Source organism: Symbiopectobacterium purcellii (assembly GCF_052050035.1).
In the GTDB taxonomy this organism is placed as follows: Bacteria; Pseudomonadota; Gammaproteobacteria; order Enterobacterales; family Enterobacteriaceae; genus Symbiopectobacterium; species Symbiopectobacterium purcellii_A.
Genome location: NZ_CP189882.1, coordinates 1,774,288 through 1,797,877, shown reverse-complemented (window position 1 = coordinate 1,797,877; position 23,590 = coordinate 1,774,288). Strand labels below are relative to the sequence as shown.

Annotated in this window: 20 protein-coding genes, 3 tRNA genes, 3 rRNA genes and 4 pseudogenes; 13 read left to right on the top strand and 17 right to left on the bottom strand. The window is 49.6% G+C overall.

All coding sequences use genetic code 11. The annotated features are described in order from the left end of the window. The first annotated feature begins 41 nt into the window (after window positions 1-41). The 12 genes and pseudogenes from ACQGXV_RS13195 to ACQGXV_RS13140 all read left to right on the top strand — a co-directional run bounded on the left by ACQGXV_RS13195 (window position 42) and on the right by ACQGXV_RS13140 (window position 7,467). A complete protein-coding gene (locus ACQGXV_RS13195) occupies window positions 42-941 on the top strand; it encodes a transposase family protein (protein ID WP_440862939.1) in 900 nt (299 codons plus the stop codon). A gap of 61 nt (window positions 942-1,002) precedes the next feature. Further along, complete coding sequence (locus ACQGXV_RS13190) at window positions 1,003-1,368, top strand: IS630 transposase-related protein (protein WP_440862584.1); 366 nt, start codon at window positions 1,003-1,005, stop codon at window positions 1,366-1,368. Further along, a complete protein-coding gene (locus ACQGXV_RS13185) occupies window positions 1,292-1,825 on the top strand; it encodes an IS630 family transposase (protein WP_440862665.1) in 534 nt (177 codons plus the stop codon). Before ACQGXV_RS13190 ends, ACQGXV_RS13185 begins: the two co-directional genes overlap by 77 nt. A 76-nt stretch (window positions 1,826-1,901) precedes the next feature. Next, window positions 1,902-2,030, top strand: coding sequence for a hypothetical protein (locus ACQGXV_RS13180; protein WP_440866615.1), 129 nt, complete (start codon window positions 1,902-1,904; stop codon window positions 2,028-2,030). Continuing rightward, a complete protein-coding gene (locus tag ACQGXV_RS13175) occupies window positions 2,011-2,472 on the top strand; it encodes a packaged DNA stabilization gp4 family protein (RefSeq protein ID WP_440866614.1) in 462 nt (153 codons plus the stop codon). Before ACQGXV_RS13180 ends, ACQGXV_RS13175 begins: the two co-directional genes overlap by 20 nt. Before the next feature lie 6 nt (window positions 2,473-2,478). Next, window positions 2,479-3,915, top strand: a complete 1,437-nt coding sequence (locus ACQGXV_RS13170) for a packaged DNA stabilization protein (RefSeq protein WP_440866613.1) — start codon at window positions 2,479-2,481, stop codon at window positions 3,913-3,915. Further along, a complete protein-coding gene (locus ACQGXV_RS13165; protein ID WP_440866612.1) occupies window positions 3,897-4,163 on the top strand; it encodes a hypothetical protein in 267 nt (88 codons plus the stop codon). Before ACQGXV_RS13170 ends, ACQGXV_RS13165 begins: the two co-directional genes overlap by 19 nt. Window positions 4,164-4,340: 177 nt before the next feature. Next, window positions 4,341-4,793: pseudogene (locus ACQGXV_RS13160) on the top strand (phage tail protein); the annotation flags it as partial. Between the two features lie 9 nt (window positions 4,794-4,802). Next, a complete protein-coding gene (locus ACQGXV_RS13155) occupies window positions 4,803-5,258 on the top strand; it encodes a DUF2824 family protein (protein WP_440866611.1) in 456 nt (151 codons plus the stop codon). Window positions 5,259-5,357: 99 nt separating this feature from the next. Next, a pseudogene (locus ACQGXV_RS13150) lies at window positions 5,358-5,621 on the top strand (DNA transfer protein); the annotation flags it as partial. Window positions 5,622-6,057: 436 nt separating this feature from the next. Beyond that, window positions 6,058-6,213, top strand: a pseudogene (locus ACQGXV_RS13145) (DNA transfer protein); the annotation flags it as partial. 73 nt (window positions 6,214-6,286) lie between these two features. Then, window positions 6,287-7,467, top strand: a protein-coding gene (locus ACQGXV_RS13140) for an IS3 family transposase (RefSeq protein ID WP_440866610.1) whose coding sequence is annotated in 2 segments (ribosomal slippage) — window positions 6,287-6,530 and window positions 6,530-7,467 — 1,182 coding nt in all. Because the reading frame shifts where the segments join, the coding sequence is not laid out codon by codon here. A gap of 4 nt (window positions 7,468-7,471) precedes the next feature. Here the strand turns inward: ACQGXV_RS13140 and ACQGXV_RS13135 are convergent. The 4 genes and pseudogenes from ACQGXV_RS13135 to ACQGXV_RS13120 all read right to left on the bottom strand — a co-directional run bounded on the left by ACQGXV_RS13135 (window position 7,472) and on the right by ACQGXV_RS13120 (window position 9,953). Beyond that, window positions 7,472-8,236, bottom strand: coding sequence for an IS30 family transposase (locus ACQGXV_RS13135; RefSeq protein WP_440866609.1), 765 nt, complete (start codon window positions 8,234-8,236; stop codon window positions 7,472-7,474). Window positions 8,237-8,286: 50 nt separating this feature from the next. Next, window positions 8,287-8,805 (bottom strand): annotated as a pseudogene (locus ACQGXV_RS13130) (helix-turn-helix domain-containing protein); the annotation flags it as partial. A gap of 48 nt (window positions 8,806-8,853) precedes the next feature. Then, entirely contained in the window at window positions 8,854-9,147 is a 294-nt protein-coding gene (locus ACQGXV_RS13125; protein WP_440867410.1) for a DUF1176 domain-containing protein, read from the bottom strand. 101 nt (window positions 9,148-9,248) lie between these two features. Further along, window positions 9,249-9,953 (bottom strand): transposase family protein, encoded by a 705-nt coding sequence (locus ACQGXV_RS13120; RefSeq protein ID WP_440867409.1) that lies wholly within the window; start codon window positions 9,951-9,953, stop codon window positions 9,249-9,251. Between the two features lie 84 nt (window positions 9,954-10,037). Here ACQGXV_RS13120 and ACQGXV_RS13115 point away from each other — a divergent pair, with 84 nt between their 5' ends. Then, window positions 10,038-11,249, top strand: coding sequence for an IS256 family transposase (locus ACQGXV_RS13115; protein WP_440862551.1), 1,212 nt, complete (start codon window positions 10,038-10,040; stop codon window positions 11,247-11,249). 27 nt (window positions 11,250-11,276) lie between these two features. Here the strand turns inward: ACQGXV_RS13115 and ACQGXV_RS13110 are convergent, their stop codons facing one another. The 13 genes from ACQGXV_RS13110 to rbsD all read right to left on the bottom strand — a co-directional run bounded on the left by ACQGXV_RS13110 (window position 11,277) and on the right by rbsD (window position 23,279). Next, a complete protein-coding gene (locus ACQGXV_RS13110) occupies window positions 11,277-11,465 on the bottom strand; it encodes a hypothetical protein (RefSeq protein WP_440863498.1) in 189 nt (62 codons plus the stop codon). 231 nt (window positions 11,466-11,696) lie between these two features. Then, a tRNA-Trp gene (locus tag ACQGXV_RS13105) sits at window positions 11,697-11,772 on the bottom strand. An 8-nt stretch (window positions 11,773-11,780) separates the two neighbouring features. Then, window positions 11,781-11,857, bottom strand: a tRNA-Asp gene (locus ACQGXV_RS13100). A gap of 47 nt (window positions 11,858-11,904) precedes the next feature. Next, a 5S ribosomal RNA gene (gene rrf / locus ACQGXV_RS13095) occupies window positions 11,905-12,020 on the bottom strand. Window positions 12,021-12,134: 114 nt separating this feature from the next. Then, window positions 12,135-15,042, bottom strand: a 23S ribosomal RNA gene (locus tag ACQGXV_RS13090). A gap of 197 nt (window positions 15,043-15,239) precedes the next feature. Next, window positions 15,240-15,315, bottom strand: a tRNA-Glu gene (locus ACQGXV_RS13085). A 139-nt stretch (window positions 15,316-15,454) separates the two neighbouring features. Further along, window positions 15,455-16,996 (bottom strand): 16S ribosomal RNA (locus ACQGXV_RS13080). The 16S, 23S and 5S rRNA genes sit together here with 3 tRNA genes alongside, the layout of an rRNA operon. A 455-nt stretch (window positions 16,997-17,451) precedes the next feature. Further along, on the bottom strand, window positions 17,452-18,453 hold the full coding sequence (rbsR, locus tag ACQGXV_RS13075) for a ribose operon transcriptional repressor RbsR (RefSeq protein ID WP_440866608.1): 1,002 nt from the start codon (window positions 18,451-18,453) through the stop codon (window positions 17,452-17,454). A gap of 3 nt (window positions 18,454-18,456) precedes the next feature. After that, the gene (gene rbsK, locus ACQGXV_RS13070; protein WP_440866607.1) at window positions 18,457-19,383 is read right to left on the bottom strand and encodes a ribokinase; all 927 of its coding nucleotides are present in this window, start codon (window positions 19,381-19,383) and stop codon (window positions 18,457-18,459) included. Window positions 19,384-19,450: 67 nt separating this feature from the next. Then, entirely contained in the window at window positions 19,451-20,341 is an 891-nt protein-coding gene (rbsB, locus tag ACQGXV_RS13065) for a ribose ABC transporter substrate-binding protein RbsB (protein ID WP_440866606.1), read from the bottom strand. Between the two features lie 29 nt (window positions 20,342-20,370). Then, on the bottom strand, window positions 20,371-21,339 hold the full coding sequence (rbsC, locus tag ACQGXV_RS13060) for a ribose ABC transporter permease (RefSeq protein ID WP_440866605.1): 969 nt from the start codon (window positions 21,337-21,339) through the stop codon (window positions 20,371-20,373). Between the two features lie 7 nt (window positions 21,340-21,346). Continuing rightward, entirely contained in the window at window positions 21,347-22,852 is a 1,506-nt protein-coding gene (rbsA, locus tag ACQGXV_RS13055) for a ribose ABC transporter ATP-binding protein RbsA (RefSeq protein WP_440866604.1), read from the bottom strand. A gap of 7 nt (window positions 22,853-22,859) precedes the next feature. Further along, window positions 22,860-23,279, bottom strand: coding sequence for a D-ribose pyranase (gene rbsD, locus ACQGXV_RS13050; protein ID WP_440866603.1), 420 nt, complete (start codon window positions 23,277-23,279; stop codon window positions 22,860-22,862). Between the last annotated feature and the right edge of the window lie 311 nt (window positions 23,280-23,590).

The following is a 23,590-nucleotide window of genomic DNA, read 5'->3' as shown; positions in this document are numbered from 1 at the left end:
GAGAATAAAAAGAGGTTTAACTTAGAGAATAAAGGTTTGAAATGATCAACAAAGAGCGGTTGTTACGAGATAATCGTTTATGTAAAGCAATCATTGGATTATCAGTCGAAGAATTGAAAAATTTAGCCGCTGAATTTTCAGCTTGTTATTTGATTTATCGGAAAAAGAATCGAAAAGATCACGAGCGGCAGATGGGTGCAGGGCAGAAAGGATTTATCCCAACCCCATTAGATAAACTGCTTTTTATTTTATTGTATTTAAAATGTTATCCGACCTATGATTTGCAAGGACTTCTTTTTGGTTTAGATAGAACACGGGTATGTCGCTGGGTAAAAATATTATTGCCGGTTTTAGAGATGACCTTGGGGCGAGAATGTGTTTTGCCCGCTCGTCAAATTCGCTCTGCTGAGGAATTTTTTCGCGCCTTTCCTGGAGTTAAAGACGTCTTTATTGATGGGACAGAGCGACCTGTCCAAAAGCCTAAGAATCTGCGTCGGCGAAAAAAAATGTATTCGGGAAAGAAAAGACAGACCACTCGAAAAGGGCTTATTATGACTGACGAAACAAGGCAAATTGGATTTATCCCCATGAGCAAAAATGGGCGCCGTCACGATAAACGCTTACTCGATAAAGTCGATATAATTCGCCATATTCCTCCTGAGGTAACCATCTGGGCAGATACCGGTTTTCAAGGTATAGATAAACAGCATCCTAATACACAAATCCCAAAAAAAGGAACTCGAAAAAGACCTTTATCGCCTGAACAAAAACAAGAAAATAAAATAATCTCGGGCATCCGTATTACAGTTGAACACGCCATCGCGGGTATCAAGCGCCTCGGTTGCATGACCCAAATTTTACGGAATCGTAGACCCTTTATTGATGATACCTTCTTACTCCTTAGCGCCGGTCTTTGGAATTTCCATCTCAGAACAGCATAAAATTTACTTCAATCACCGAAACACCCTTATTTCACTATTAAGCAACACGCTTATTATTTAAATGAGCTATTCAATTGATTTTAGACGTAAAGTGATATCTACACGGAAAAACGAAGGGTTGAGTATCCGAGAAACAGCGAAGCAATTTCGGATTGGCCCTGCCTCTGTATCGCGTTGGATTAATCAAATAGAGTCAAAAGCATCGACCACGCGTCAGCGAAAGATCGATAAATCCGAGTTGATAAAAGATGTTGAACAATATCCAGATGCTTACCAAAAAGAACGTGCAGAGCGTTTTGGCGTTTGTCAGAAGGCCATTTGGCAAGCGCTTAAAAAGCTGGGATTGACCTATAAAAAAAACTCTACGTCATCCGAAAGCCGACGAAAACGCCCGGCAGGGATTTCAACAAAAAAAACAACAGTATGAAAAAGAAGGTAAACCTATTGTTTTTATTGATGAAAGTGGTTTTTCACACGATGCCCCACGGACTCACGGCTATTCCCCAAAAGGTCAACGGTGTTTTGGCCTGAAGAACTGGGGAGCTAGGGGAAGAACAAATGTTATCGGCGCTTTATTAGGCACAACGCTGTTTGCTATCGGATTATTTGATATCAATATTAACAGCGATGTTTTCTATGCCTGGGTCACACAAGTCCTTATCCCAGTACTCCCTAAAAACAGTGTAATCATGATGGACAATGCCACTTTTCACAAAAAACATAATATTCAACAAGTCATCATCGATGCAGGGTATATGGTGGAGTATTTGCCTACATATTCGCCAGATCTTAACCCAATTGAGCATAAATGGGCACAAGCAAAAAGCAAAAAAAGAGAGATGGGTTGCGATACAGAGAGTTTGTTCTCAGTCCATATGGTGTAATCAAAATTAAGTCGCTTGGCTATATAAGCGAGGAACGACCATCAAATGCGGCCCGTTCTCGCTGGACTACATCATCGTGGGTGATGGTGATATTCAGGGAAAGTTGGCTGAGGGTTGGGTAAAAACTCCGGCTGAAACTGACGAGCAGAAAAAGAAGCCGGGGCCAAAACCAAAGGTGGCACAAGATGGCGAGAACAAAGGGTGATTTGGTTCTAAAGGCGTTGCGTAAAGCCGGACTGTACTCCAACGCCACGCTAACAGACGCCGAACCACAAGCCGTTGAGGACTCAATTCAAGACCTCGAAGACATGATGGCTCAGTGGTTAGCGGTGGGCATTGACCTTGGCTATCTGTTCGCTGATGTGGAAAACGGTGAGTTCCCGCTACCAGATGACGAGTCTGGCATTCCGGCATGGGCATATGACGGCGTATCGCTGAAATTAGCAGTTCAAATCTGCATGGATAACGTGATACAGCCATCAGATGCGCTGCTGACCGCCGCCGATACCGCATATCAATCAATTTGCATCGCTCTAACCACGATCCCCCCATTACAGCGCCGTAACGACATGCCAGTAGGTGAGGGAAACCGTTCTGCATTTACGTGGGGCCGTTTCTACATCGAGAAAGACACGCCGAATAAGTAGGTAATCATGCCAATCCAACAGCTTCCGTTAATGAAAGGTAACGGTAAAAACTTCCGTGATGCAGACTATGTTGACTTGCTTCCGGTCAATATGCTGGCGACACCTAAGCAGGTGCTCAACAGTAACGGATATTTGCGCTCATTCCCCGGCATAGACAAGCGATCTGACGTTGCAGGTGTATCGCGTGGCGGTCAGTTCAACACCGCTCAGAATGCCGTCTACCGCGTTTGTGGTGGTAGTCTGTATCGTGGTCAATCAGTGGTGGGTTCGGTGTCCGGTTCAGGTCGTGTGCCAATGGCGCATAGTCGGGCATATCAGGCGGTGATTGTCGGCGGACAGGTTGTGCAGTATGGCTACGATGGCGCGGTGAAAACCGTTGCAAACTGGCCTGTATCGAGTGGCAACACGCAGTATGAATTGGGCTCTGCGCGGGATATCTGCTGGTCACGCGGTAACTACGTGTGGTCGAAGGATGGCACCGACTCGTTTTTCATCTCTGACTTAGATGACGAGGCTTTTCCAGACAAGTATAGCGCTGAATACCGAGCTGAATCACAGCCGGACGGCATCATTGGTGTTGGTTCATGGCGTGACATGGTGGTTTGTTTCGGCACCACCACGATTGAGTATTTCTCTCTTACTGGCAACACTGGCGCAGGTCAGGCGGTATACATCGCTAACCCTGCGTACATGGTCACGAAAGGCATTGCCGGAACGTTCTGCAAATGTTCGTACATGGATGCGTTCGCAATCATCAGCAACCCCGCCACAGGTGCTCCTTCTGTCTACCTGATTGACTCCGGTCAGTCTAAACCCATCGCATCAGCCACGGTTGAGAAAACACTACGTGAGTACTCCAACGCTGAGTTGGAGACGGGAATCATGGAGTCACTACGGTTTGACTCTCACGAACTGCTGATTATCCACCTGCCGCGCCATGTATTGGTGTTTGATGCGTCAGTGAGCGAGAACGGGCCGCAATGGGCCATCCTGAAAACGGGCCTGTTTGATGATATCTATCGAGTGATTGATTTCATCTACGAAGGTGGCGCTATCGCTTGCGGCGATAAGCTGGGATCTGTGACCGGACAGCTTAATTTTGCATCATCTGCGCAGCACGGGAAACAACAAGAGCACCTACTCTATTCCCCGCTCATCAAGGCGGATAACGCGAGACTTTTCGATCTCGAATTAGAGGTATCGACGGGCGTTGCTCAATTTGCTGAACGGCTGTTTATCTCTGCCACCACTGAAGGGATCAACTACGGCCGCGAACAAATGGTGCCGTGGAATGCCCCGTTCCGCTATGACCAGCGGGCGCTATGGCGGCGTATTGGGCGGGTGCGCAAGAACGTCGGGTTCAAATTCAGGATTATTACCAAAAGCCCGGTGACGTTATCAGGCCTACAGGTGAGGGTTGAAGAGTGGCTGATGACAAACTAAAAACGCCTGTTCGCGTCCGCGACATCAGCATCAAAGCCGTATCGCTCCCCGTAGGTTTCTCTCCAGCGTATCAGCAATACGTGCTCAGTCAGGCGCTCGACTTCACCAACGTTGCAGGTAAAGCCAACCAAGCGGCGGGTGGTGCATACGATGCGCAGGCCAGGAATGACGAGCAGGATGTGATACTGGAAGACCATGAGCAGCGGTTAGATATTGCAGAGACTACGTTAGCCAATCGGCTTTGTTGAATAATTTAAGATACTGATTTATATAAGCATTATAAAATTTCAACGACTAATTTTTCCTCTCGGAATGCTTTTTATTGTGCTAACTATTTGATTTGTCGTTCTAACAAAATACATTCTCTGTAAATGCATTCTAACTAAAGAAGATGTAAATCAAACGGTTAAATTATTCAACAAAGCCTAGCCAATCATGAAACGCGCATCACGGCAGCAGAAGCTACGCTGGCTAACCATGAGACGCGGATTGCCGCATCCGAGGCAAATATTGCCAGCCAAGGGGCGCGATTAACCACGGCAGAGGGCAATATCACAGCCATACAAACGCGCGTTGGTGCCATACAGGCCGATTATGTATCCAAGTCTGCTACAGCATCACAAACGCTCGCGAGCCCGATAAGCGTCGCTACGTCCTACTCAGTCAACGGAACCAAAGTTATAGGCCCTCGGCAAACAGGATGGACGGCCGCAACCGGTACGGCGAACAAAGGCGCATTCAATGCCGATCTCGCATTCACTGTCAGCGCCACTTACACGCAATCCGAAATTCAGGTCATCGCTGCCGCGCTAGTCGCTGAAAGACAGCGAACAAAGGCGCTTGAGGATGCATTGAGGTCGCACGGACTCATTGACTGAGGCGTGAATATGATTAGCTTAAAACCAACACGCAACATCGACCTGATAGAAGCGGTGGGTAATCACCCTGACATCATTGCAGGAAGCAATAACGGCGACGGATACGATCACAGGCCGGAGTGCAGGTATTTCGAGGTAAATGCACATGGTCAATTCGGCGGAGTTGTTTATTACCACGAGATTCAGCCGCTCACTTTCGATTGCCATGCAATGTATCTGCCGGAGGCGCGAGGGTTTAGCAAAGATATTGGTCTGGCGTTCTGGAGGTTCATCCTGTCAGAAACGAATGTCCAGTGTGTCACATCGTTCGCGGCTCGCAAGTTTCGTCACGGTCAAATCTACTGCGCGATGATCGGATTAAATCGAATCGGCACCATCAAGAAATACTTCAAAGGCGTTGATGACGTCACCTTTTATTCAGCCACTCGCGAAGAACTAACCGACTTCCTCAATAACCGGAGATAACCATGCTATAGCCAACCGACTTAAAAATGATTACATCCTATGCCCTGATATGCGGCAAAGAAGCATAGCTGGCTGTTATCAAAATAATGTCGCTTGGCTATATACGCATTTGCGCTGGGCAGGAAACTGCGCGGCGAGGAACCATTTTGCCCTGAAAAAGGCGGTAAGGGTGGCAGCAGTGATAACGGCGCAGGCGCTCAAGCTGACGCCATGAATCGAGCTACAGATTTGCAGCGCGAACAGTGGCAAACGGTGATGGGTAATCTTGCTCCATTCACGCCATTAGCTCAGCAATACGTCACTCAGTTACAAGACTACTCAACGCTGGACGGCCAGAATAAAGCGCTGAATGAATATTATAGCCAAGCGACATTATTTTGATAACAGCCAGCTATGCTTCTTTGCCGCATATCAGGGCATAGGATGTAATCATTTTTAAGTCGGTTGGCTATATACCGAATTCCAGGTGCAAACGGCCACTGATGATTTCAGGTGAAGAGTGAGTGGAAAGCGCCTGCCTGATGAAGTTCTGAATGTGTGGCTCCAACGGGTAAAAAGCATTGTTTGGCAGAGGCTTATGACGGCGTTCCCGGGCCAGAGTGTCCGCCCTTCTACAGCAGTAGACACCATTGAAAGTAGGGTCGGTATTGCGTCTGAGTTCCCTGCTGATGGTCGAGCGAGGCAGAGCAAGCTCTCTGGCGATGGTATAGCCAACCGACTTAAAAATGATTACATCCTATGCCCTGATATGCGGCAAAGAAGCATAGCTGGCTGTTATCAAAATAATGTCGCTTGGCTATACAATTCAGATCAATATCAGGGCTTGTCTGACCAGGCTAGAAACCAGATTTTACGCTCCGCTCAGGCTACGGGCGGCCTTGGTTCGACTGCAACCGGAAATCAACTGTCATCGATCGCCCCCACGCTGGGCCAGAACTGGCTATCAGGCCAGATGTGTAGTGGCATACTGAATTTGGCCACCTAAGTAGAGGTGATATGCTTACCTCATAATTTTTATAGGTGCCAAAATGAGTAAAATAATTACTTCTGAATTTAAATGTGAAACCGCCAAATTAGTCCTTGACCAAAATTATACCTACCAGGAAGCCGCGAAAGCCATGAACGTCAGTCTTTCAGCGATTAGCCGGTGGGTAAGATCCCTTCGTTTAGAACGTCAAGGGAAAACATCGCCTGGTCTGCCATTAACACCTGAACAAATTGAGTTCAGAGAAATGAAGAAAAAAATCCACCGACTGGAAATGGAGAATGCCATCTTAAAAAAGGCTACTGCGCTCTTAATGTCCGACTCACTGAAAAATTCTCGGTAGTTGAAAAGCTAAGAGCGCTTTATCCAGTGAAAGCGTTGTGTCGTATTTTTAATGTTCACCGAAGCAGTTATCGCTATTGGTGTCGACCTAAGGAGCCAGATATTGAGCGGACGATAAAACGTAGCCTGGTCAGCGAAGCGTGGAACGTTAGTGGCGGGTCTGCGGGCGCAAGGACTATCGCCACGATGGTTACCAATACACACGACGTGAAACTTGGGCGGTGGTTAGCGGGTAAGTTGATGAAAGAATTAACCCTCGTTAGTTGCCAAACAAGAAAACATCAATACAACCGCGGTGGAAATGAACGTATTGATATTCCAAATCTGCTCAATAGGCAGTTCGCTGTTACCAAGCCTGACCAGGTTTGGTGCGGCGATGTAACCTATATTTGGACAGGCGACCGATGGGCGTATCTGGCGGTGGTATTAGATTTATTTGCCCGAAAACCCGTGGGTTGGGCAATGTCGTTTTCGCCAGATTCAGAATTAACAGCCAAAGCACTACAAATGGCTTGGGAACTGCGTGGGCATCCCAAACAAGTCATGTTTCATAGTGACCAAGGAAGCCATTACACCAGTCGTCAGTATAGGCAGGCATTGTGGCGTTATCAGATGACCCAAAGTATGAGTCGCAGAGGAAATTGTTGGGATAATAGTCCGATGGAGCGATTCTTCCGTAGTCTGAAGACTGAATGGGTGCCAACGACTGGCTACCAAAGCTTTAGTACTGCTCAATCATCCATTATTCGCTACATAACCCATTATTATAGCGATGTCAGACCTCACTGGTATAACGGTGGGTTAACACCAAATGAATCAGAACGGCTGTTCCATCAACAGTCAGGTGGCCCCATTCCCACTCGAAACGCAACAAAACGGTAGAGGCTTATGCCACCAGTAAGTGCGTTAAAAATACCTCATTGGGGGAACGATAGCCCAGCGATTTTCTGCCCCTTGTATTGAGTATGTGTTCGAGTTCGGCAATCTTACGATGACTGACCTGACTGAAGTCTGTTCCCTTTGGGTAAAAACGTCGTATCAGCCCGTTGGTGTGCTCATTCAAGCCCCTCTCCCAGGAATGATAAGGATGGGCAAAGTAGACCTGCGCCCCTGTGATTTGAGTAATTTGCTCGTGCAGAGCGAATTCAGGGCCGTTATCAGCTGTTAGGGTCTTAAACTTGCAAAAGGTATTAGCTTCAATGTCCCTGAAAGCAGCAACCACAGTCTCCGCACGCTTATTAGGCAGTTTGCGAATGATGACGGTTTTCAATGCTTTATCTACGATGGTTAACAAGAATGACTTCTGGTCTTTGCCAAAAATAGTGTCAATTTCGAAGTGGCCAGGCTCCTGTTTAAGCTCGGCTTGAGCTGGGCGATACTCAATACCAACACGGTTGGGAATAGGGCCTGATTTGAGGTTTTCGGCATTGTACCTGTAACGTTTTCCCCGATGAGGAAGTTGCTGATATAGCTCCCCGCCAGCCTGTCTCTCCTGCAGGATATAGCGATATAGCGTATTCTTGCTGACAGGTATACCGAATTCCAGGTGCAAACGGCCACTGATGATTTCAGGTGAAGAGTGAGTGGAAAGCGCCTGCCTGATGAAGTTCTGAATGTGTGGCTCCAACGGGTAAAAAGCATTGTTTGGCAAAGGGCCTTGGCGTTGTCGAACAGCAACTGATGCGGAGTTCCGCCAAAGAACTTAAGTGCAGACTCAATGCCGTCACACCAGGCTGCGGACTCCTGGTTGCTGTAGAACTTGACGAAAGTCGCCCGGCTCCAGCCCAGCGTAGCGACGAAGGCCAGCAACGGGTTATGGCCCTGCCTGACGATGGTGAAATCAACCTGCATCTGTACGCCGGGTTCGGTCTCAAAGCGCGTGACCGCCTCAGTAACGGGCTGCTTCATGGGGTGTAGAAATGCGGTAAGCATGCTATAGCCGCCATCATATCCCCGTTGGCCTATCTCGCGCAGCAGCACACTGGCCGGTATCCACTGTGGTCTGGCAGCAGCAACGCGCTCGAGAACATACGGCTTGAACGGGTCAAGCTTGCATGTTCTAGGCATACGCGGCTTGTAACGCATGTCAGCCACCGGTAGTGGACTACGGATATATCGTCGAACGGTCTCGCGGGAGCATGAAAGCTGCCGCGCGATGGCGCGGATGGACATGCCTTGACGGTGTAAAACGTGAATCTCCACTCTGGTCTCCAATGTCATCATTGGCAGTGCCTTAAAACTGCCATTTTTACCCTAGGTGGGTCAGATTTACATCGGCAGGTGGGCCAGTTTTACATCGGTAGCGACATCAGCCACTTGCAGTGAACCCAATGCGTGACCATCAATCAGCAATTGTGGCGTACCCCGATACGGCAATGCCCCTTCATTGTCTAGCAAATAGGTGAGCATCACTTGGTTGTCAACCGGTGTGCCTGCACCTGCATCGCGGGTCAGCAGCACTGCTACATTGTAGCGTTCGTTTCCCGGGGAATATCCTTCTGCCCGGCAGGTCAAGGTGTTGTCACATGTCAAGTCCCAGCGCTTGTGAGAGAAGAAGGTCAGCGATTATTCGGCGCGTGCCCACGAAAATATAAAATTCAATATAAACAATAAGCGTGTTGCTTAATAGTGAAATAAGGGTGTTTCGGTGATTGAAGTAAATTTTACGCTGTTCTGAGATGGAAATTCCAAAGACCGGCGCTAAGGAGTAAGAAGGTATCATCAATAAAGGGTCTACGATTCCGTAAAATTTGGGTCATGCAACCGAGGCGCTTGATACCCGCGATGGCGTGTTCAACTGTAATACGGATGCCCGAGATTATTTTATTTTCTTGTTTTTGTTCAGGCGATAAAGGTCTTTTTCGAGTTCCTTTTTTTGGAATTTGTGTATTAGGATGCTGCTTATCTATACCTTGAAAACCGGTATCTGCCCAGATGGTTACCTCAGGAGGAATATGGCGAATTATATCGACTTTATCGAGTAAGCGTTTATCGTGACCGCGCCCATTTTTGCTCATGGGGATAAATCCAATTTGCCTTGTTTCGTCAGTCATAATAAGCGCTTTTCGAGTGGTCTGTCTTTTCTTTCCCGAATACATTTTTTTTCGCCGACGCAGATTCTTAGGCTTTTGGACAGGTCGCTCTGTCCCATCAATAAAGACGTCTTTAACTCCAGGAAAGGCGCGAAAAAATTCCTCAGCAGAGCGAATTTGACGAGCGGGCAAAACACATTCTCGCCCCAAGGTCATCTCTAAAACCGGCAATAATATTTTTACCCAGCGACATACCCGTGTTCTATCTAAACCAAAAAGAAGTCCTTGCAAATCATAGGTCGGATAACATTTTAAATACAATAAAATAAAAAGCAGTTTATCTAATGGGGTTGGGATAAAGAGACTGTAAAATAATCTGTGTAAATGGCATTTTGAGGAAAACCTTCAAAGGATAACAAAATGCCTATCAGCAACGAACTTATTGACCAACTGCTTCAAGATTGTCACTCCCCTCAGGATCTGCTGGGTGAATCAGGCCTACTCAAGGTGCTGACTAAAAGACTGGCGGAACGGGTTCTTGAAGCTGAGATGGAGATGCACCTTGGGTATGCTAAGCATGACCCGGCTGGTAATCATTCAGGCAACTCACGCAATGGCAAGACATCCAAGAGCGTACGTAGCCAAAATGGGGAGATCGAGCTCGATATTCCGCGCGACCGCAACAGTACCTTCGAGCCGACACTGATCGGTAAGCACGAAAAACAGCTTAACGGCTTCGATGACCGCATTATTTCTCTCTATTCCAGAGGGTTATCAACCCGTGATATTCAGGCACACTTTAAAGAAGTCTACGGGGTCGATGTTTCCGCTGGCTTCATTTCTCAAGTGACCAATGCTGTGATGGATGAAGTTAAGCGCTGGCAGCAACGGCCGCTGGATGCGCTTTATCCCATTGTTTACCTTGACTGTATTGTTGTCAAAAGCCAGGACGGCGGAGCCGTGGCCAACAAGTCTGTTTATCTGGCCCTCGGCGTCAACGGCCAGGGCGAAAAAGAGCTGCTGGGGCTATGGATAGCCAAAACTGAGGGGGCCAAGTTCTGGTTATCTGTGATGACAGAACTGAAAAATCGTGGGCTAAAGGACATCTTCGTCGCCTGCTGCGATGGCCTGAAAGGCTTTCCTGATGCCATTGAAGCTGTTTACCCGCATACGCGGGTACAGCTCTGCATTGTGCATCAGGTGCGGAACTCGCTGCGCTACGTCGGCTGGAAAGAGCGTAAGGCCGTTGCTGCTGACCTGCGCACCATCTATAGTTCCGCAACGCTAGAGGGCGCTGAAGAGGCCCTGGATGCCTTCGCGGCCAAATGGGATGAACAGTTCCCGACGATCAGCCCGTCGTGGAGAAATAATTGGGAACGTCTCATCGTCATTTTTGACTTTCCGCCGGAGATCCGCAAGGTTATCTACACCACCAACGCGATAGAGTCGTTAAATGCTTCATTGCGCAAGATAACGAAAACGCGACGAATATTTCCAACGGATGACTCGGTGATAAAATTACTCTATCTAGCCTTGCATAATATCTCTGCTAAATGGACCTTGCCAATCAGAGACTGGAAACCTGCTATGAGCCAATTCATGTTGATGTATGGAGAACGAATCTCCGGTTAAGCAATGGAGCCATTTACACAAAATTCTTTACAGACTCGGGATAAATCCTTTCTGCCCTGCACCCATCTGCCGCTCGTGATCTTTTCGATTCTTTTTCCGATAAATCAAATAACAAGCTGAAAATTCAGCGGCTAAATTTTTCAATTCTTCGACTGATAATCCAATGATTGCTTTACATAAACGATTATCTCGTAACAACCGCTCTTTGTTGATCATTTCAAACCTTTATTCTCTAAGTTAAACCTCTTTTTATTCTCAATAGCCTGACAAAAAATGCAAGTCTCTATTCAGCAACTAGTTTAATGCACTAGCAGCAAGCCAGCGTAAACGAAAAGCGGTAATAGCGTTCATTTAAAGATTCCTTTCCCAAAACGTAACCGTTTGATCCTGATCGATAAGCAAACAAAAAAGCCTTCCATCTTTCGATGGAAGGCTTTTTGATCTATCTGGCAGGGGCGGAGAGACTCGAACTCCCAACACCCGGTTTTGGAGACCGGTGCTCTACCAATTGAACTACGCCCCTAAATAGGGTGGCGGAACGGACGGGACTCGAACCCGCGACCCCCTGCGTGACAGGCAGGTATTCTAACCGACTGAACTACCGCTCCACCGATACTTTTTCATTACCAGACACCGTCTGATAATCGACATAAAAACCTGGCAGTTCCCTACTCTCACATGGGGAAGCCCCACACTACCATCGGCGCTACGGCGTTTCACTTCTGAGTTCGGCATGGGGTCAGGTGGGACCACCGCGCTATCGCCGCCAGGCATATTCTGTTTCATCTCACCCGCCCTTTCGAGCCAGCAAGACCAATCTGTCAACAAGCTGAACTTCACGAGTTCTGATTCTCTACACCAACACCAAAACATCTTCGGCGTTGTAAGGTTAAGCCTCACAGGTCATTAGTACTGGTTAGCTCAATGCATCGCTGCACTTACACACCCAGCCTATCTACGTCGTCGTCTTCAACGGCCTTTCAGCGTCCTCTAGGGACAAGGGAGAACTCATCTCGGGGCAAGTTTCGTGCTTAGATGCTTTCAGCACTTATCTCTTCCGCACGTAGCTACCGGGCAATGCCATTGGCATGACAACCCGAACACCAGTGGTGCGTTCACTCCGGTCCTCTCGTACTAGGAGCAACCCCCCTCAATTCTCCAACGCCCACGGCAGATAGGGACCGAACTGTCTCACGACGTTCTAAACCCAGCTCGCGTACCACTTTAAATGGCGAACAGCCATACCCTTGGGACCTACTTCAGCCCCAGGATGTGATGAGCCGACATCGAGGTGCCAAACACCGCCGTCGATATGAACTCTTGGGCGGTATCAGCCTGTTATCCCCGGAGTACCTTTTATCCGTTGAGCGATGGCCCTTCCATTCAGAACCACCGGATCACTAAGACCTACTTTCGTACCTGCTCGAGCCGTCACTCTCGCAGTCAAGCTAGCTTATGCCTTTGCACTAACCTCCTGATGTCCGACCAGGATTAGCTAACCTTCGTGCTCCTCCGTTACTCTTTGGGAGGAGACCGCCCCAGTCAAACTACCCACCAGACACTGTCCCCAGCCCAGATTATGGGCCCAGGTTAGAACATCAAACATTAAAGGGTGGTATTTCAAGGTTGGCTCCATGCAGACTGGCGTCCACACTTCAAAGCCTCCCACCTATCCTACACATCAAGGCTCAAGGTTCAGTGTCAAGCTATAGTAAAGGTTCACGGGGTCTTTCCGTCTTGCCGCGGGTACACTGCATCTTCACAGCGAGTTCAATTTCACTGAGTCTCGGGTGGAGACAGCCTGGCCATCATTACGCCATTCGTGCAGGTCGGAACTTACCCGACAAGGAATTTCGCTACCTTAGGACCGTTATAGTTACGGCCGCCGTTTACTGGGGCTTCGATCAAGAGCTTCTCCTTACGGATAACCCCATCAATTAACCTTCCAGCACCGGGCAGGCGTCACACCGTATACGTCCACTTTCGTGTTTGCACAGTGCTGTGTTTTTATTAAACAGTTGCAGCCAGCTGGTATCTGCGACTGCGCAAAGCTCGGAGAGCAAGTCTCTTCACCTCGCACAGCGTGCCTTCTCCCGAAGTTACGGCACCATTTTGCCTAGTTCCTTCACCCGAGTTCTCTCAAGCGCCTTGGTATTCTCTACCTGACCACCTGTGTCGGTTTGGGGTACGATTCAATGTTACCTGATGCTTAGAGGCTTTTCCTGGAAGCTGGGCATCTGTCACTTCAGTACCGTAGTACCTCGTCATCACGCCTCAGTGTTAATAGCGACCCGGATTTACCAAAGTCACCCACCTACACGCTTAAACCGGGACAACCGTCGCCCGGATGACATAGCCTTCTCCGTCCCCCCTTCGCAGTAACACCAAGTACAGGAATATTAACCTGTTTCCCATCGACTACGCCTTTCGGCCTCGCCTTAGGGGTCGACTCACCCTGCCCCGATTAACGTTGGACAGGAACCCTTGGTCTTCCGGCGAGCGGGCTTTTCACCCGCTTTATCGTTACTTATGTCAGCATTCGCACTTCTGATACCTCCAGCAAACCTCACAGTTCACCTTCAACGGCTTACAGAACGCTCCCCTACCCAACAACGCCTAAGCGTCGCTGCCGCAGCTTCGGTGCATGGTTTAGCCCCGTTACATCTTCCGCGCAGGCCGACTCGACCAGTGAGCTATTACGCTTTCTTTAAATGATGGCTGCTTCTAAGCCAACATCCTGGCTGTCTATGCCTTCCCACATCGTTTCCCACTTAACCATGACTTTGGGACCTTAGCTGGCGGTCTGGGTTGTTTCCCTCTTCACGACGAACGTTAGCACCCGCCGTGTGTCTCCCGTGATAACATTCTTCGGTATTTGTAGTTTGCATCGGGTTGGTAAGTCGGGATGACCCCCTAGCCGAAACAGTGCTCTACCCCCGAAGATGAATTCACGAGGCGCTACCTAAATAGCTTTCGGGGAGAACCAGCTATCTCCCGGTTTGATTGGCCTTTCACCCCCAGCCACAAGTCATCCGCTAATTTTTCAACATTAGTCGGTTCGGTCCTCCAGTTAGTGTTACCCAACCTTCAACCTGCCCATGGCTAGATCACCGGGTTTCGGGTCTATACCCTGCAACTTAACGCCCAGTTAAGACTCGGTTTCCCTACGGCTCCCCTATACGGTTAACCTTGCTACAGAATATAAGTCGCTGACCCATTATACAAAAGGTACGCAGTCACACCCATAAAGAGTGCTCCCACTGCTTGTACGTACACGGTTTCAGGTTCTATTTCACTCCCCTCGCCGGGGTTCTTTTCGCCTTTCCCTCACGGTACTGGTTCACTATCGGTCAGTCAGGAGTATTTAGCCTTGGAGGATGGTCCCCCCATATTCAGACAGGATGTCACGTGTCCCGCCCTACTTATCGAGCTCACAACCTGTGCATCTTCGTGTACGGGACTATCACCCTTTACTGTGCGACTTTCCAGACGCTTCCACTGACACACAAGCTGATTCAGACTCTGGGCTTTTCCCCGTTCGCTCGCCGCTACTGGGGGAATCTCGGTTGATTTCTTTTCCTCGGGGTACTGAGATGTTTCAGTTCCCCCGGTTCGCCTCATGCCACTATGTATTCATGACATGATAGTGCAACGAATTGCACTGGGTTTCCCCATTCGGGTATCGTCGGTTGTAACGCTTCATATCAGCTTACCGACGCTTTTCGCAGATTAGCACGCCCTTCATCGCCTCTGACTGCCTAGGCATCCACCGTGTACGCTTATTCACTTAACCTCACAACCCGAAAATGTTTCGGGTGTGAAAGCTTGAGAGAATCACAATATTGGTAGTGAGCCAATATTGCTCGTTTTAATTTTCAGCTTGTTCTAGATTGTTAAAGAGCAAATAACGTAAACACGACTCGTAAGTCATCTTTACGTTATTGTCGGTTCCGCAGAACCGGTGATAATGTCTTTCACTCATTATCGGTATGGCGTCCCCAAGGGGATTCGAACCCCTGTTACAGCCGTGAAAGGGCAGTGTCCTAGGCCTCTAGACGATGGGGACACGAAAACCCGATTAACATAACAGCTCTAATCGGTTCGTATCAGCATGAGTCAGAGACTCATTCATCAACAGGTGCTTTTTGCTCAGCATTTTCATCAGACAATCTGTGTGAACACTTCGCAGAATCAGTATCATTAGGTAAGGAGGTGATCCAACCGCAGGTTCCCCTACGGTTACCTTGTTACGACTTCACCCCAGTCATGAATCACAAAGTGGTAAGCGCCCTCCCGAAGGTTAAGCTACCTACTTCTTTTGCAACCCACTCCCATGGTGTGACGGGCGGTGTGTACAAGGCCCGGGAACGTATTCACCGTAGCATTCTGATCTACGATTACTAGCGATTCCGACTTCATGGAGTCGAGTTGCAGACTCCAATCCGGACTACGACGTACTTTATGAGGTCCGCTTGCTCTCGCGAGGTCGCTTCTCTTTGTATACGCCATTGTAGCACGTGTGTAGCCCTACTCGTAAGGGCCATGATGACTTGACGTCATCCCCACCTTCCTCCAGTTTATCACTGGCAGTCTCCTTTGAGTTCCCGACCGAATCGCTGGCAACAAAGGATAAGGGTTGCGCTCGTTGCGGGACTTAACCCAACATTTCACAACACGAGCTGACGACAGCCATGCAGCACCTGTCTCAGAGTTCCCGAAGGCACCAAGGCATCTCTGCCAAGTTCTCTGGATGTCAAGAGTAGGTAAGGTTCTTCGCGTTGCATCGAATTAAACCACATGCTCCACCGCTTGTGCGGGCCCCCGTCAATTCATTTGAGTTTTAACCTTGCGGCCGTACTCCCCAGGCGGTCGATTTAACGCGTTAGCTCCGGAAGCCACGCCTCAAGGGCACAACCTCCAAATCGACATCGTTTACAGCGTGGACTACCAGGGTATCTAATCCTGTTTGCTCCCCACGCTTTCGCACCTGAGCGTCAGTCTTCGTCCAGGGGGCCGCCTTCGCCACCGGTATTCCTCCAGATCTCTACGCATTTCACCGCTACACCTGGAATTCTACCCCCCTCTACGAGACTCTAGCTTGCCAGTTTTGAATGCAGTTCCCAGGTTAAGCCCGGGGATTTCACATCCAACTTAACAAACCGCCTGCGTGCGCTTTACGCCCAGTCATTCCGATTAACGCTTGCACCCTCCGTATTACCGCGGCTGCTGGCACGGAGTTAGCCGGTGCTTCTTCTGCGAGTAACGTCAATCAGCAAGGTTATTAACCTTACTGCCTTCCTCCTCGCTGAAAGTGCTTTACAACCCGAAGGCCTTCTTCACACACGCGGCATGGCTGCATCAGGCTTGCGCCCATTGTGCAATATTCCCCACTGCTGCCTCCCGTAGGAGTCTGGACCGTGTCTCAGTTCCAGTGTGGCTGGTCATCCTCTCAGACCAGCTAGGGATCGTCGCCTAGGTGAGCCATTACCCCACCTACTAGCTAATCCCATCTGGGCACATCTGATGGCGTGAGGCCCGAAGGTCCCCCACTTTGGTCTTGCGACGTTATGCGGTATTAGCTACCGTTTCCAGTAGTTATCCCCCTCCATCAGGCAGTTTCCCAGACATTACTCACCCGTCCGCCGCTCGTCACCCAGAGAGCAAGCTCTCCTGTGCTACCGCTCGACTTGCATGTGTTAGGCCTGCCGCCAGCGTTCAATCTGAGCCATGATCAAACTCTTCAATTTAAAGTTTGATTTGCTTCTGCAAGAGAAGCGATGCTCAAAGAATTATTACTGTTAGTTCGTAATGAATTAACTGTTGTTCACTCTTCAAGACTTTTATTTTTTAAGCCTGTAGGCTTTACGATAAAGTCCTGTGAGTGCCCACACAGATTGTCTGATTAATTGTTAAAGAGCGTTACCACATCTACCGTGGCGCGGGAGGCGTATATTACGCTGCACCGCTGAAAAGTCAACGTTAATTTTTCAATTTCGCGTCTAACTTTCCGACTGTTACCGCAACTGCGTGTCGCTGTTGCGGTGTCAGTGGAGGCGCAGTATAGACACTTCTCGCGCCCTGACAAGGGCTAACTTCAATTTTATTTCTGAGTGGGTGTTTTTTCGGCGAATCGCATAGCAAACCAGCATAGATGACGCTATTTCATCCTAAACACCCCATTTTACTGCGTCGTAAATCCTATTTACCGGTGAGCAACCGATTCACGCGGCACCAACTCGGGCGTTAATACCAGTACCGTTGGCTCGGTTTCAGGATGTTCCAAACGGTATAACAGCGTATCCACCGCCAGTTCCCCCAATTCATCTTTTGGTTGATGAATGGTTGTTAACGGCGGAGACATATAGCGCGCCAGTTCTATATCGTCATAACCCACCACGGCCATATCCCTTGGAATAGATAACCCCGCCTGATAGAGCGCGTGATAAACCCCAACGGCCATTGCATCATTACTACAGAACACCGCCTCCGGCCTTTTCGCCAGCGACAGCAGTTTACGCATCGCCTGGTACCCGGTTTCAAACTCGAAATCCCCTAACACCACGTAATCATCAGGAACGGGCAAACCGGCACGCTGCATCGCCTGCCGATAGCCTAACAGTCGGTTATAGGCCGTTGTTTTATCCTGTGGGCCAGCGATACAAGCGATGTTACGGTATCCGCTGTCGATCAGATGGCGGGTTGCAATATCGCCGCCAAGCAGAGAATTGTCCTTGATAACATCACTGACGCCTTCAAACGGCGACCAGTCCATCATCACCAGTGGAATTGACGGGTAACGGCTGATGGTTTCCGGAGAGGGGCGGTGGTTCTCGGTACACATCAGGAGCAAGCCATCAACCCGCTTTTGCATCAAGGTTTCCAGACTGCGATCCAGCCGATTATGGTCACCTTCGGTATTGCACAGGATCAGGCTATAGCCGCGCTCGTAGCAGCTACGCTCAACGCCACGCACCACTTCAGCATAAAACGGGTTACTACTGGCCGTTAGCAACATACCAATAGTTTGCGTCTGATTGATCTTCAAACTGCGCGCCAGCGCAGACGGTGCGTAATTGAGCGCATCAACGGTCGCCAATACCCGTTCACGCACCGTGTCGCTAACAAAGCGATTGTTATTAATTACATGTGAAACGGTTGACGTCGACACGCCCGCCAGACGAGCAACATCCTTCATTGTGGCCACAAGTCACCCCTGAGAGTGTAAAAATGCATCGATCTCATTGCGCCACGGCACGGAAGATTGAGCACCAGCGCGCCTTACCGCAATGGCAGCGGCAGCATGAGCAAACTTCACGGCGGTTTGCATCGGTTGATGTTCCAAAAGAGCCGTTACCAGCGCACCATTAAAGGTATCTCCCGCCGCAATCGTATCTACGGCCTGAACCTGGAAACCGGGAATGCGCTGACCCTGACCGTTTTCACTCAGCCAGACGCCGCGGCTACCCAATGTAATCAGCACGGTAGTAATGCCTTTATTATGCAATAGTTGCGCAGCCCGTGCTGCATCTTGCTCATTCTGCACAGTGACACCGGTCAGACGCTGCGCTTCCGTTTCATTCGGCGTGATCATATCCACCAGCGCCAGCAGCTCATCCGGCAAGTCACAGGCGGGAGCCGGGTTTAAAATTACACGCGTTTGGTGCTGATGCGCCAACTGCGCAGCGGCAATAACCGTCTCCAGCGGAGACTCAAGCTGCATTAATAAGGCAGAAGCATCAATGATTTTTTGGCGGTGACGAGCCAGAACATCGGGAGTGATCGCCGCATTGGCACCCGCGTTAATACCAATCATATTCTCAGCGTCGCCATTGACAAAAATCAGCGCAACGCCCGTGGTTTCATCGGCAACGGTTTCAACGGCAGAAACATCTATCTGGTCACGAGACAACTGCTCGCGAATGCGTGCGCCAATATCATCCTCACCCACGCCAGCAATAAAGGCGATATCGGCACCACTGCGCCCGGCAGCAACCGCCTGATTAGCCCCTTTACCACCAAAAGCGACCTGGTATTGCTTACCGATCACCGTTTCGCCCGGTTGAGGGAAGTGTGTCAGATTGAGGATATGGTCGGCATTAATACTGCCCAACACCACGAGTTTGCCCGTTTTCATAAAATCGCCCCAAAAGTGATTAAAAGCGCCGCCTTATTTCGGCTGCGCTGCTTGTCGTTGTTATTCGTTATTCTTTGGCAACCAGTTTCAGATCAACCGGGATAATCGCCTGTACCTTTTCACCCTTGATGACCTTGTCAGCGGTTTGTACGCCAATTTCACCTATTTTTTCAGGACGTTGTGCAACAGTGGCAGCCAGTTTCCCGCCCTCTACGGCTTTTACGCCATCCTGCGTGCCATCAAAACCGACCACCATGACATCAGTTTTACCCGCCGTTTGCAGAGCACGCAGCGCACCCAGTGCCATTTCATCGTTTTGTGCGAACACGGCTTTTACATCAGGGTGTGCGGTGAGCAGGTTCTGCATCACGTTCAGCCCTTTGGTACGATCGAAATCGGCGGGCTGACTGGCCAGCATGACAAATTTGTTCTTCTCAGCGGATTTCATAAAGCCAGCGCCGCGTTCACGGGCGGCAGAGGTTCCAGCGATACCTTCCAACTGAATCACCTTTGCACCTTCACCCAATTTTTTCGCGATGAAATCGCCGGCAACTTTGCCACCAAACGCATTGTCAGACGCCACGTGGCTTACCACCGCGCCGCTGCCCGCCACGCGATCCAGCGTAATCACCGGAATGTTGGCCTGATTCGCCAGTTTCACCGCGTTACCTACGGCATCAGAGTCTGTCGGGTTGATGAGTAGCAGTTTGGTACCGCGCACGGTCAGATCCTGAACGTTGGAGAGCTCTTTTGCCGGGTTGTTTTGCGAATCTAACACCACCAGGTCGTAGCCCAATTTATCCGCTTCTTTTTGCGCGCCGTCTTTCAGTGACACGAAGAACGGGTTATTCAGGGTTGAAACCACTAATGCTATCGACTCTTTAGCCAGCGCATTGGCGCTCACCGTAGCACTTAATGCAACAGCAGAAACCAGCGTAGCCAGTTTTTTCATATTCATAATCCAATTCCTATGCGTGAGAATGAAGGTTATTTACTGCTTTTGTTATCTACCAAAACCGCCAGCAAAATAACGGCTGCCTTCACGATCATTTGGTAGTAAGAAGAAACACCTAACAGATTCAGTCCATTGTTGAGGAACCCAAGAATCAGCGCGCCGATAAGCGTGCCGACAATGCGCCCTTTACCGCCCGCCAAACTGGTTCCGCCCAGCACTACTGCCGCAATCGCATCCAGTTCATACCCCGTGCCCGCCGTCGGCTGTGCCGATGACAAACGCGCGACTTCGATAATCCCAGCCAGTGCAGACAACAACCCACACAAGCCGTAGACGATAATTTTGACTTTATCGACGCTGATGCCCGACAAGCGCGTCGCCGCTTCATTGCCGCCCAGCGCATAGATATAACGCCCAAGCCGCGTGTGGTGCAGCATGTACCAGGCCGCGATAAAAACGATAACCATCAACCAGATTGGTGTAGGAATCCCCAGAGGGCGACCAATACCAAACCAGCCAAAGGTATCAGCGACGTCAGAAAAACCGGTGTTGATTGGGCTGCCGTTGGTGTACACCATGGTGACGCCGCGCAGCAGCAACATCATCACCAGCGTGGCGATAAACGCCTGCACTTTGCCTTTCGCCACAATCACGCCAGTACCTGCCCCGATGGCCGCACCGAGCGCCAACGCGCCAAACACCGCCAGAAGCGCATTCACTTCCAGGCCAACAATCGATGCCGCCACCGCGCCGGTCAGCGCCAGTAGAGATCCAACCGATAAATCGATACCCGATATCAGAATCACCAGCGTCATTCCTACCGCCATAATGGCGTTCACCGATGTCTGTTGCAGGATATTGAACAGGTTATTGACCGTGAAAAAGTTAGGGCTCATGGACGAGACCAATGCGATCAGGATCAGCAGGGCAATCAGCGACTTTTGCTCCAACAGCCACTCTTTACTGAACCAGCGCTTTGCCGTGATAGATTCGGAACTCATGTCTGACTTACTCCTGCTTTACGCTATATTGCTTGCCAACCGCCGCCGCCATCAGCACTTCCTGAGTGGCCTGCTCAATGGAAAATTCACCGCTCAAGCGGCCTTCATGCATCACCAAAATGCGATCGCTCATACCCAACACTTCCGGCATTTCCGATGACACCAAAATGATGCTGAGGCCTTCTTCTTTGAACTGGTTGATTAACTGGTAGATCTCCTTCTTGGCCCCCACATCGACGCCGCGCGTAGGTTCATCAAGAATCAGCACTTTCGGCCGCGTCATCAGACCGCGGGCAATCGCAACCTTCTGCTGATTTCCGCCGGACAACAGGCCAATGGGCTGTGCCATTGAGGGAGTTTTAATATTGAATAAACGGATAAAATCACTGACCGCGGTGCGTTCGTCTTCATGTTTGAGTGCGCCAAAATCACGGCTGAAATAACGCAACGCCGTCAGCGACATGTTCTCTTTGACGGACATCCCCAACACCAGACCATCACGTTTGCGATCTTCGGAGATATAAACGATGCCGTTTGCCAACCCATCCTGCGGACTGCGCGTCACCACCTCACGGCCATCCAGCGCCACGTCTCCGTGCGTACGAGGAAGTGCGCCATACAGGATCTTCATCAGTTCTGTACGACCTGCGCACATCAAGCCGGAAACACCGAGAATTTCCCCCTGCCGCAGCGTAAAGCTGACGCCTTTAACGCCCGGCCCCGTCAGGTCTGTAACGCTCAAGCGAATATCGCCCGGCACGGTATTCAACCTTGGGTACTGCTCTTCCAGCTTGCGCCCTACCATCATTTCAATGAGCTGCTCTTCATGCAGTTGGTTGACCGGGCGCTCACCGATAAACTGACCGTCGCGCAGCACGGTCACGTCATCACAAATCTCAAAGATCTCTTTCAGGCGGTGGGAGATATAGACGATACCGCAGCCCTGTGCGGTCAGTTCTTTAATCATGGTAAATAAGGAAGCGGTTTCGGTATCCGTCAGTGCATCGGTGGGTTCATCCATGATGATCACTTTGGATTCAAAACTCAGCACCTTGGCAATCTCGACCATTTGCTGGTCACCAATGGACAACTCGCCGACCAGTCGGCGGCTATTGTAGCGCAGGTTGAGCTTTTTCAACAACTTGTCGGCTTCGGCGTACATCTTTTGCCAATCAATGCGCCCCAAGGCTCCGGTAAACTCACGGCCAAGGAAAATATTTTCAGCAATCGTCAGTTGAGGAATCAGGTTAAGTTCCTGATGAATAATACCGATACCCGCGTGCTGTGATGATTTTGGCCCGTTAAAGGCAACCTCTTGCCCGAGAAAGCGAACATGACCGGCATCTTTGCGGTAAATACCGGTGAGCACCTTCATCAGGGTCGATTTACCGGCACCATTCTCCCCCACCAGCGCCATCACCTTGCCGGGATAGACATTCAGGGCAGCACCGGACAGCGCTTTTACACCGGGAAAGGTTTTTACTATCCCCTGCAACTGTAATAAAGGTTCCATCTCGGCCTCAGAAGGTTACGCCAGCACACAAAATAATATTGGCATAGGGCGAGCATTCACCGCTGCGAAAAACGGCCCTGCTCTGCCCGCTTTGCGTCTTGAATGCCTCATGACTGACATAGTGCAACGCAATGGTGTTTCCCTGGTGTTGTTCAAGTTTTTGCAAATGCTCACGTATAGCGTCATGGAGCACTGGGTTCTTCTCGATAATCTCTTGAGCAACAATCGCCGCTTCCACCTGCATCTCCTGCGTAATCACACTCAGCACCTGTATAAAGGTAGGCACATTGTGTGTTAACGCCAGATCGACACGGGCGGTGGTGGCAGGAATGGGTAACCCTGCATCACACACCACCACTTGGTCTGTGTGCCCAAGTCGGGCAATCACGCTCGAGACTTCGGAATTGAGTAATGCGCCTTTTTTCATTATTTCACTCGTTTTGATAACGACAGCGAAACGTTTCGCTTGTAGTAAAGTTTAAGAAGAAGTCCTGATAAAGCAAAAAAGAGTTTGCAGAATTGTGATCGTCATCGAAACGTTTCGCTATCACAAAAAAGAGAGATAAGAAAAACATTGGGTTAGAAAATAGCCGTTGACCAGGGTTTAGGAAGATTGATCGCTATCACAAATGAAAAACAAACAATGAAACCAGATGATACATTTATTAAAACATCGTTTCTTTTTTCGTATGATTCACATCACTTCCTAAAGCTCACAATTTAAACAATAACGGCACC

Bases quoted from the DNA above. Each gene is read 5' to 3' on its own strand.
- rbsK (WP_440866607.1), bottom strand. From the start codon at position 19,383: ATGAAAACGGGCAAACTCGTGGTGTTGGGCAGTATTAATGCCGACCAT.
- ACQGXV_RS13170 (WP_440866613.1), top strand. From the start codon at position 2,479: ATGCCAATCCAACAGCTTCCGTTAATGAAAGGTAACGGTAAAAACTTC.
- rbsA (WP_440866604.1), bottom strand. From the start codon at position 22,852: ATGGAACCTTTATTACAGTTGCAGGGGATAGTAAAAACCTTTCCCGGT.
- rbsB (WP_440866606.1), bottom strand. From the start codon at position 20,341: ATGAATATGAAAAAACTGGCTACGCTGGTTTCTGCTGTTGCATTAAGT.
- ACQGXV_RS13110 (WP_440863498.1), bottom strand. From the start codon at position 11,465: ATGATCAACAAAGAGCGGTTGTTACGAGATAATCGTTTATGTAAAGCA.
- rbsC (WP_440866605.1), bottom strand. From the start codon at position 21,339: ATGAGTTCCGAATCTATCACGGCAAAGCGCTGGTTCAGTAAAGAGTGG.
- ACQGXV_RS13195 (WP_440862939.1), top strand. From the start codon at position 42: ATGATCAACAAAGAGCGGTTGTTACGAGATAATCGTTTATGTAAAGCA.
- ACQGXV_RS13190 (WP_440862584.1), top strand. From the start codon at position 1,003: ATGAGCTATTCAATTGATTTTAGACGTAAAGTGATATCTACACGGAAA.
- ACQGXV_RS13155 (WP_440866611.1), top strand. From the start codon at position 4,803: ATGATTAGCTTAAAACCAACACGCAACATCGACCTGATAGAAGCGGTG.
- rbsD (WP_440866603.1), bottom strand. From the start codon at position 23,279: ATGAAAAAAGGCGCATTACTCAATTCCGAAGTCTCGAGCGTGATTGCC.
- ACQGXV_RS13175 (WP_440866614.1), top strand. From the start codon at position 2,011: ATGGCGAGAACAAAGGGTGATTTGGTTCTAAAGGCGTTGCGTAAAGCC.
- ACQGXV_RS13115 (WP_440862551.1), top strand. From the start codon at position 10,038: ATGCCTATCAGCAACGAACTTATTGACCAACTGCTTCAAGATTGTCAC.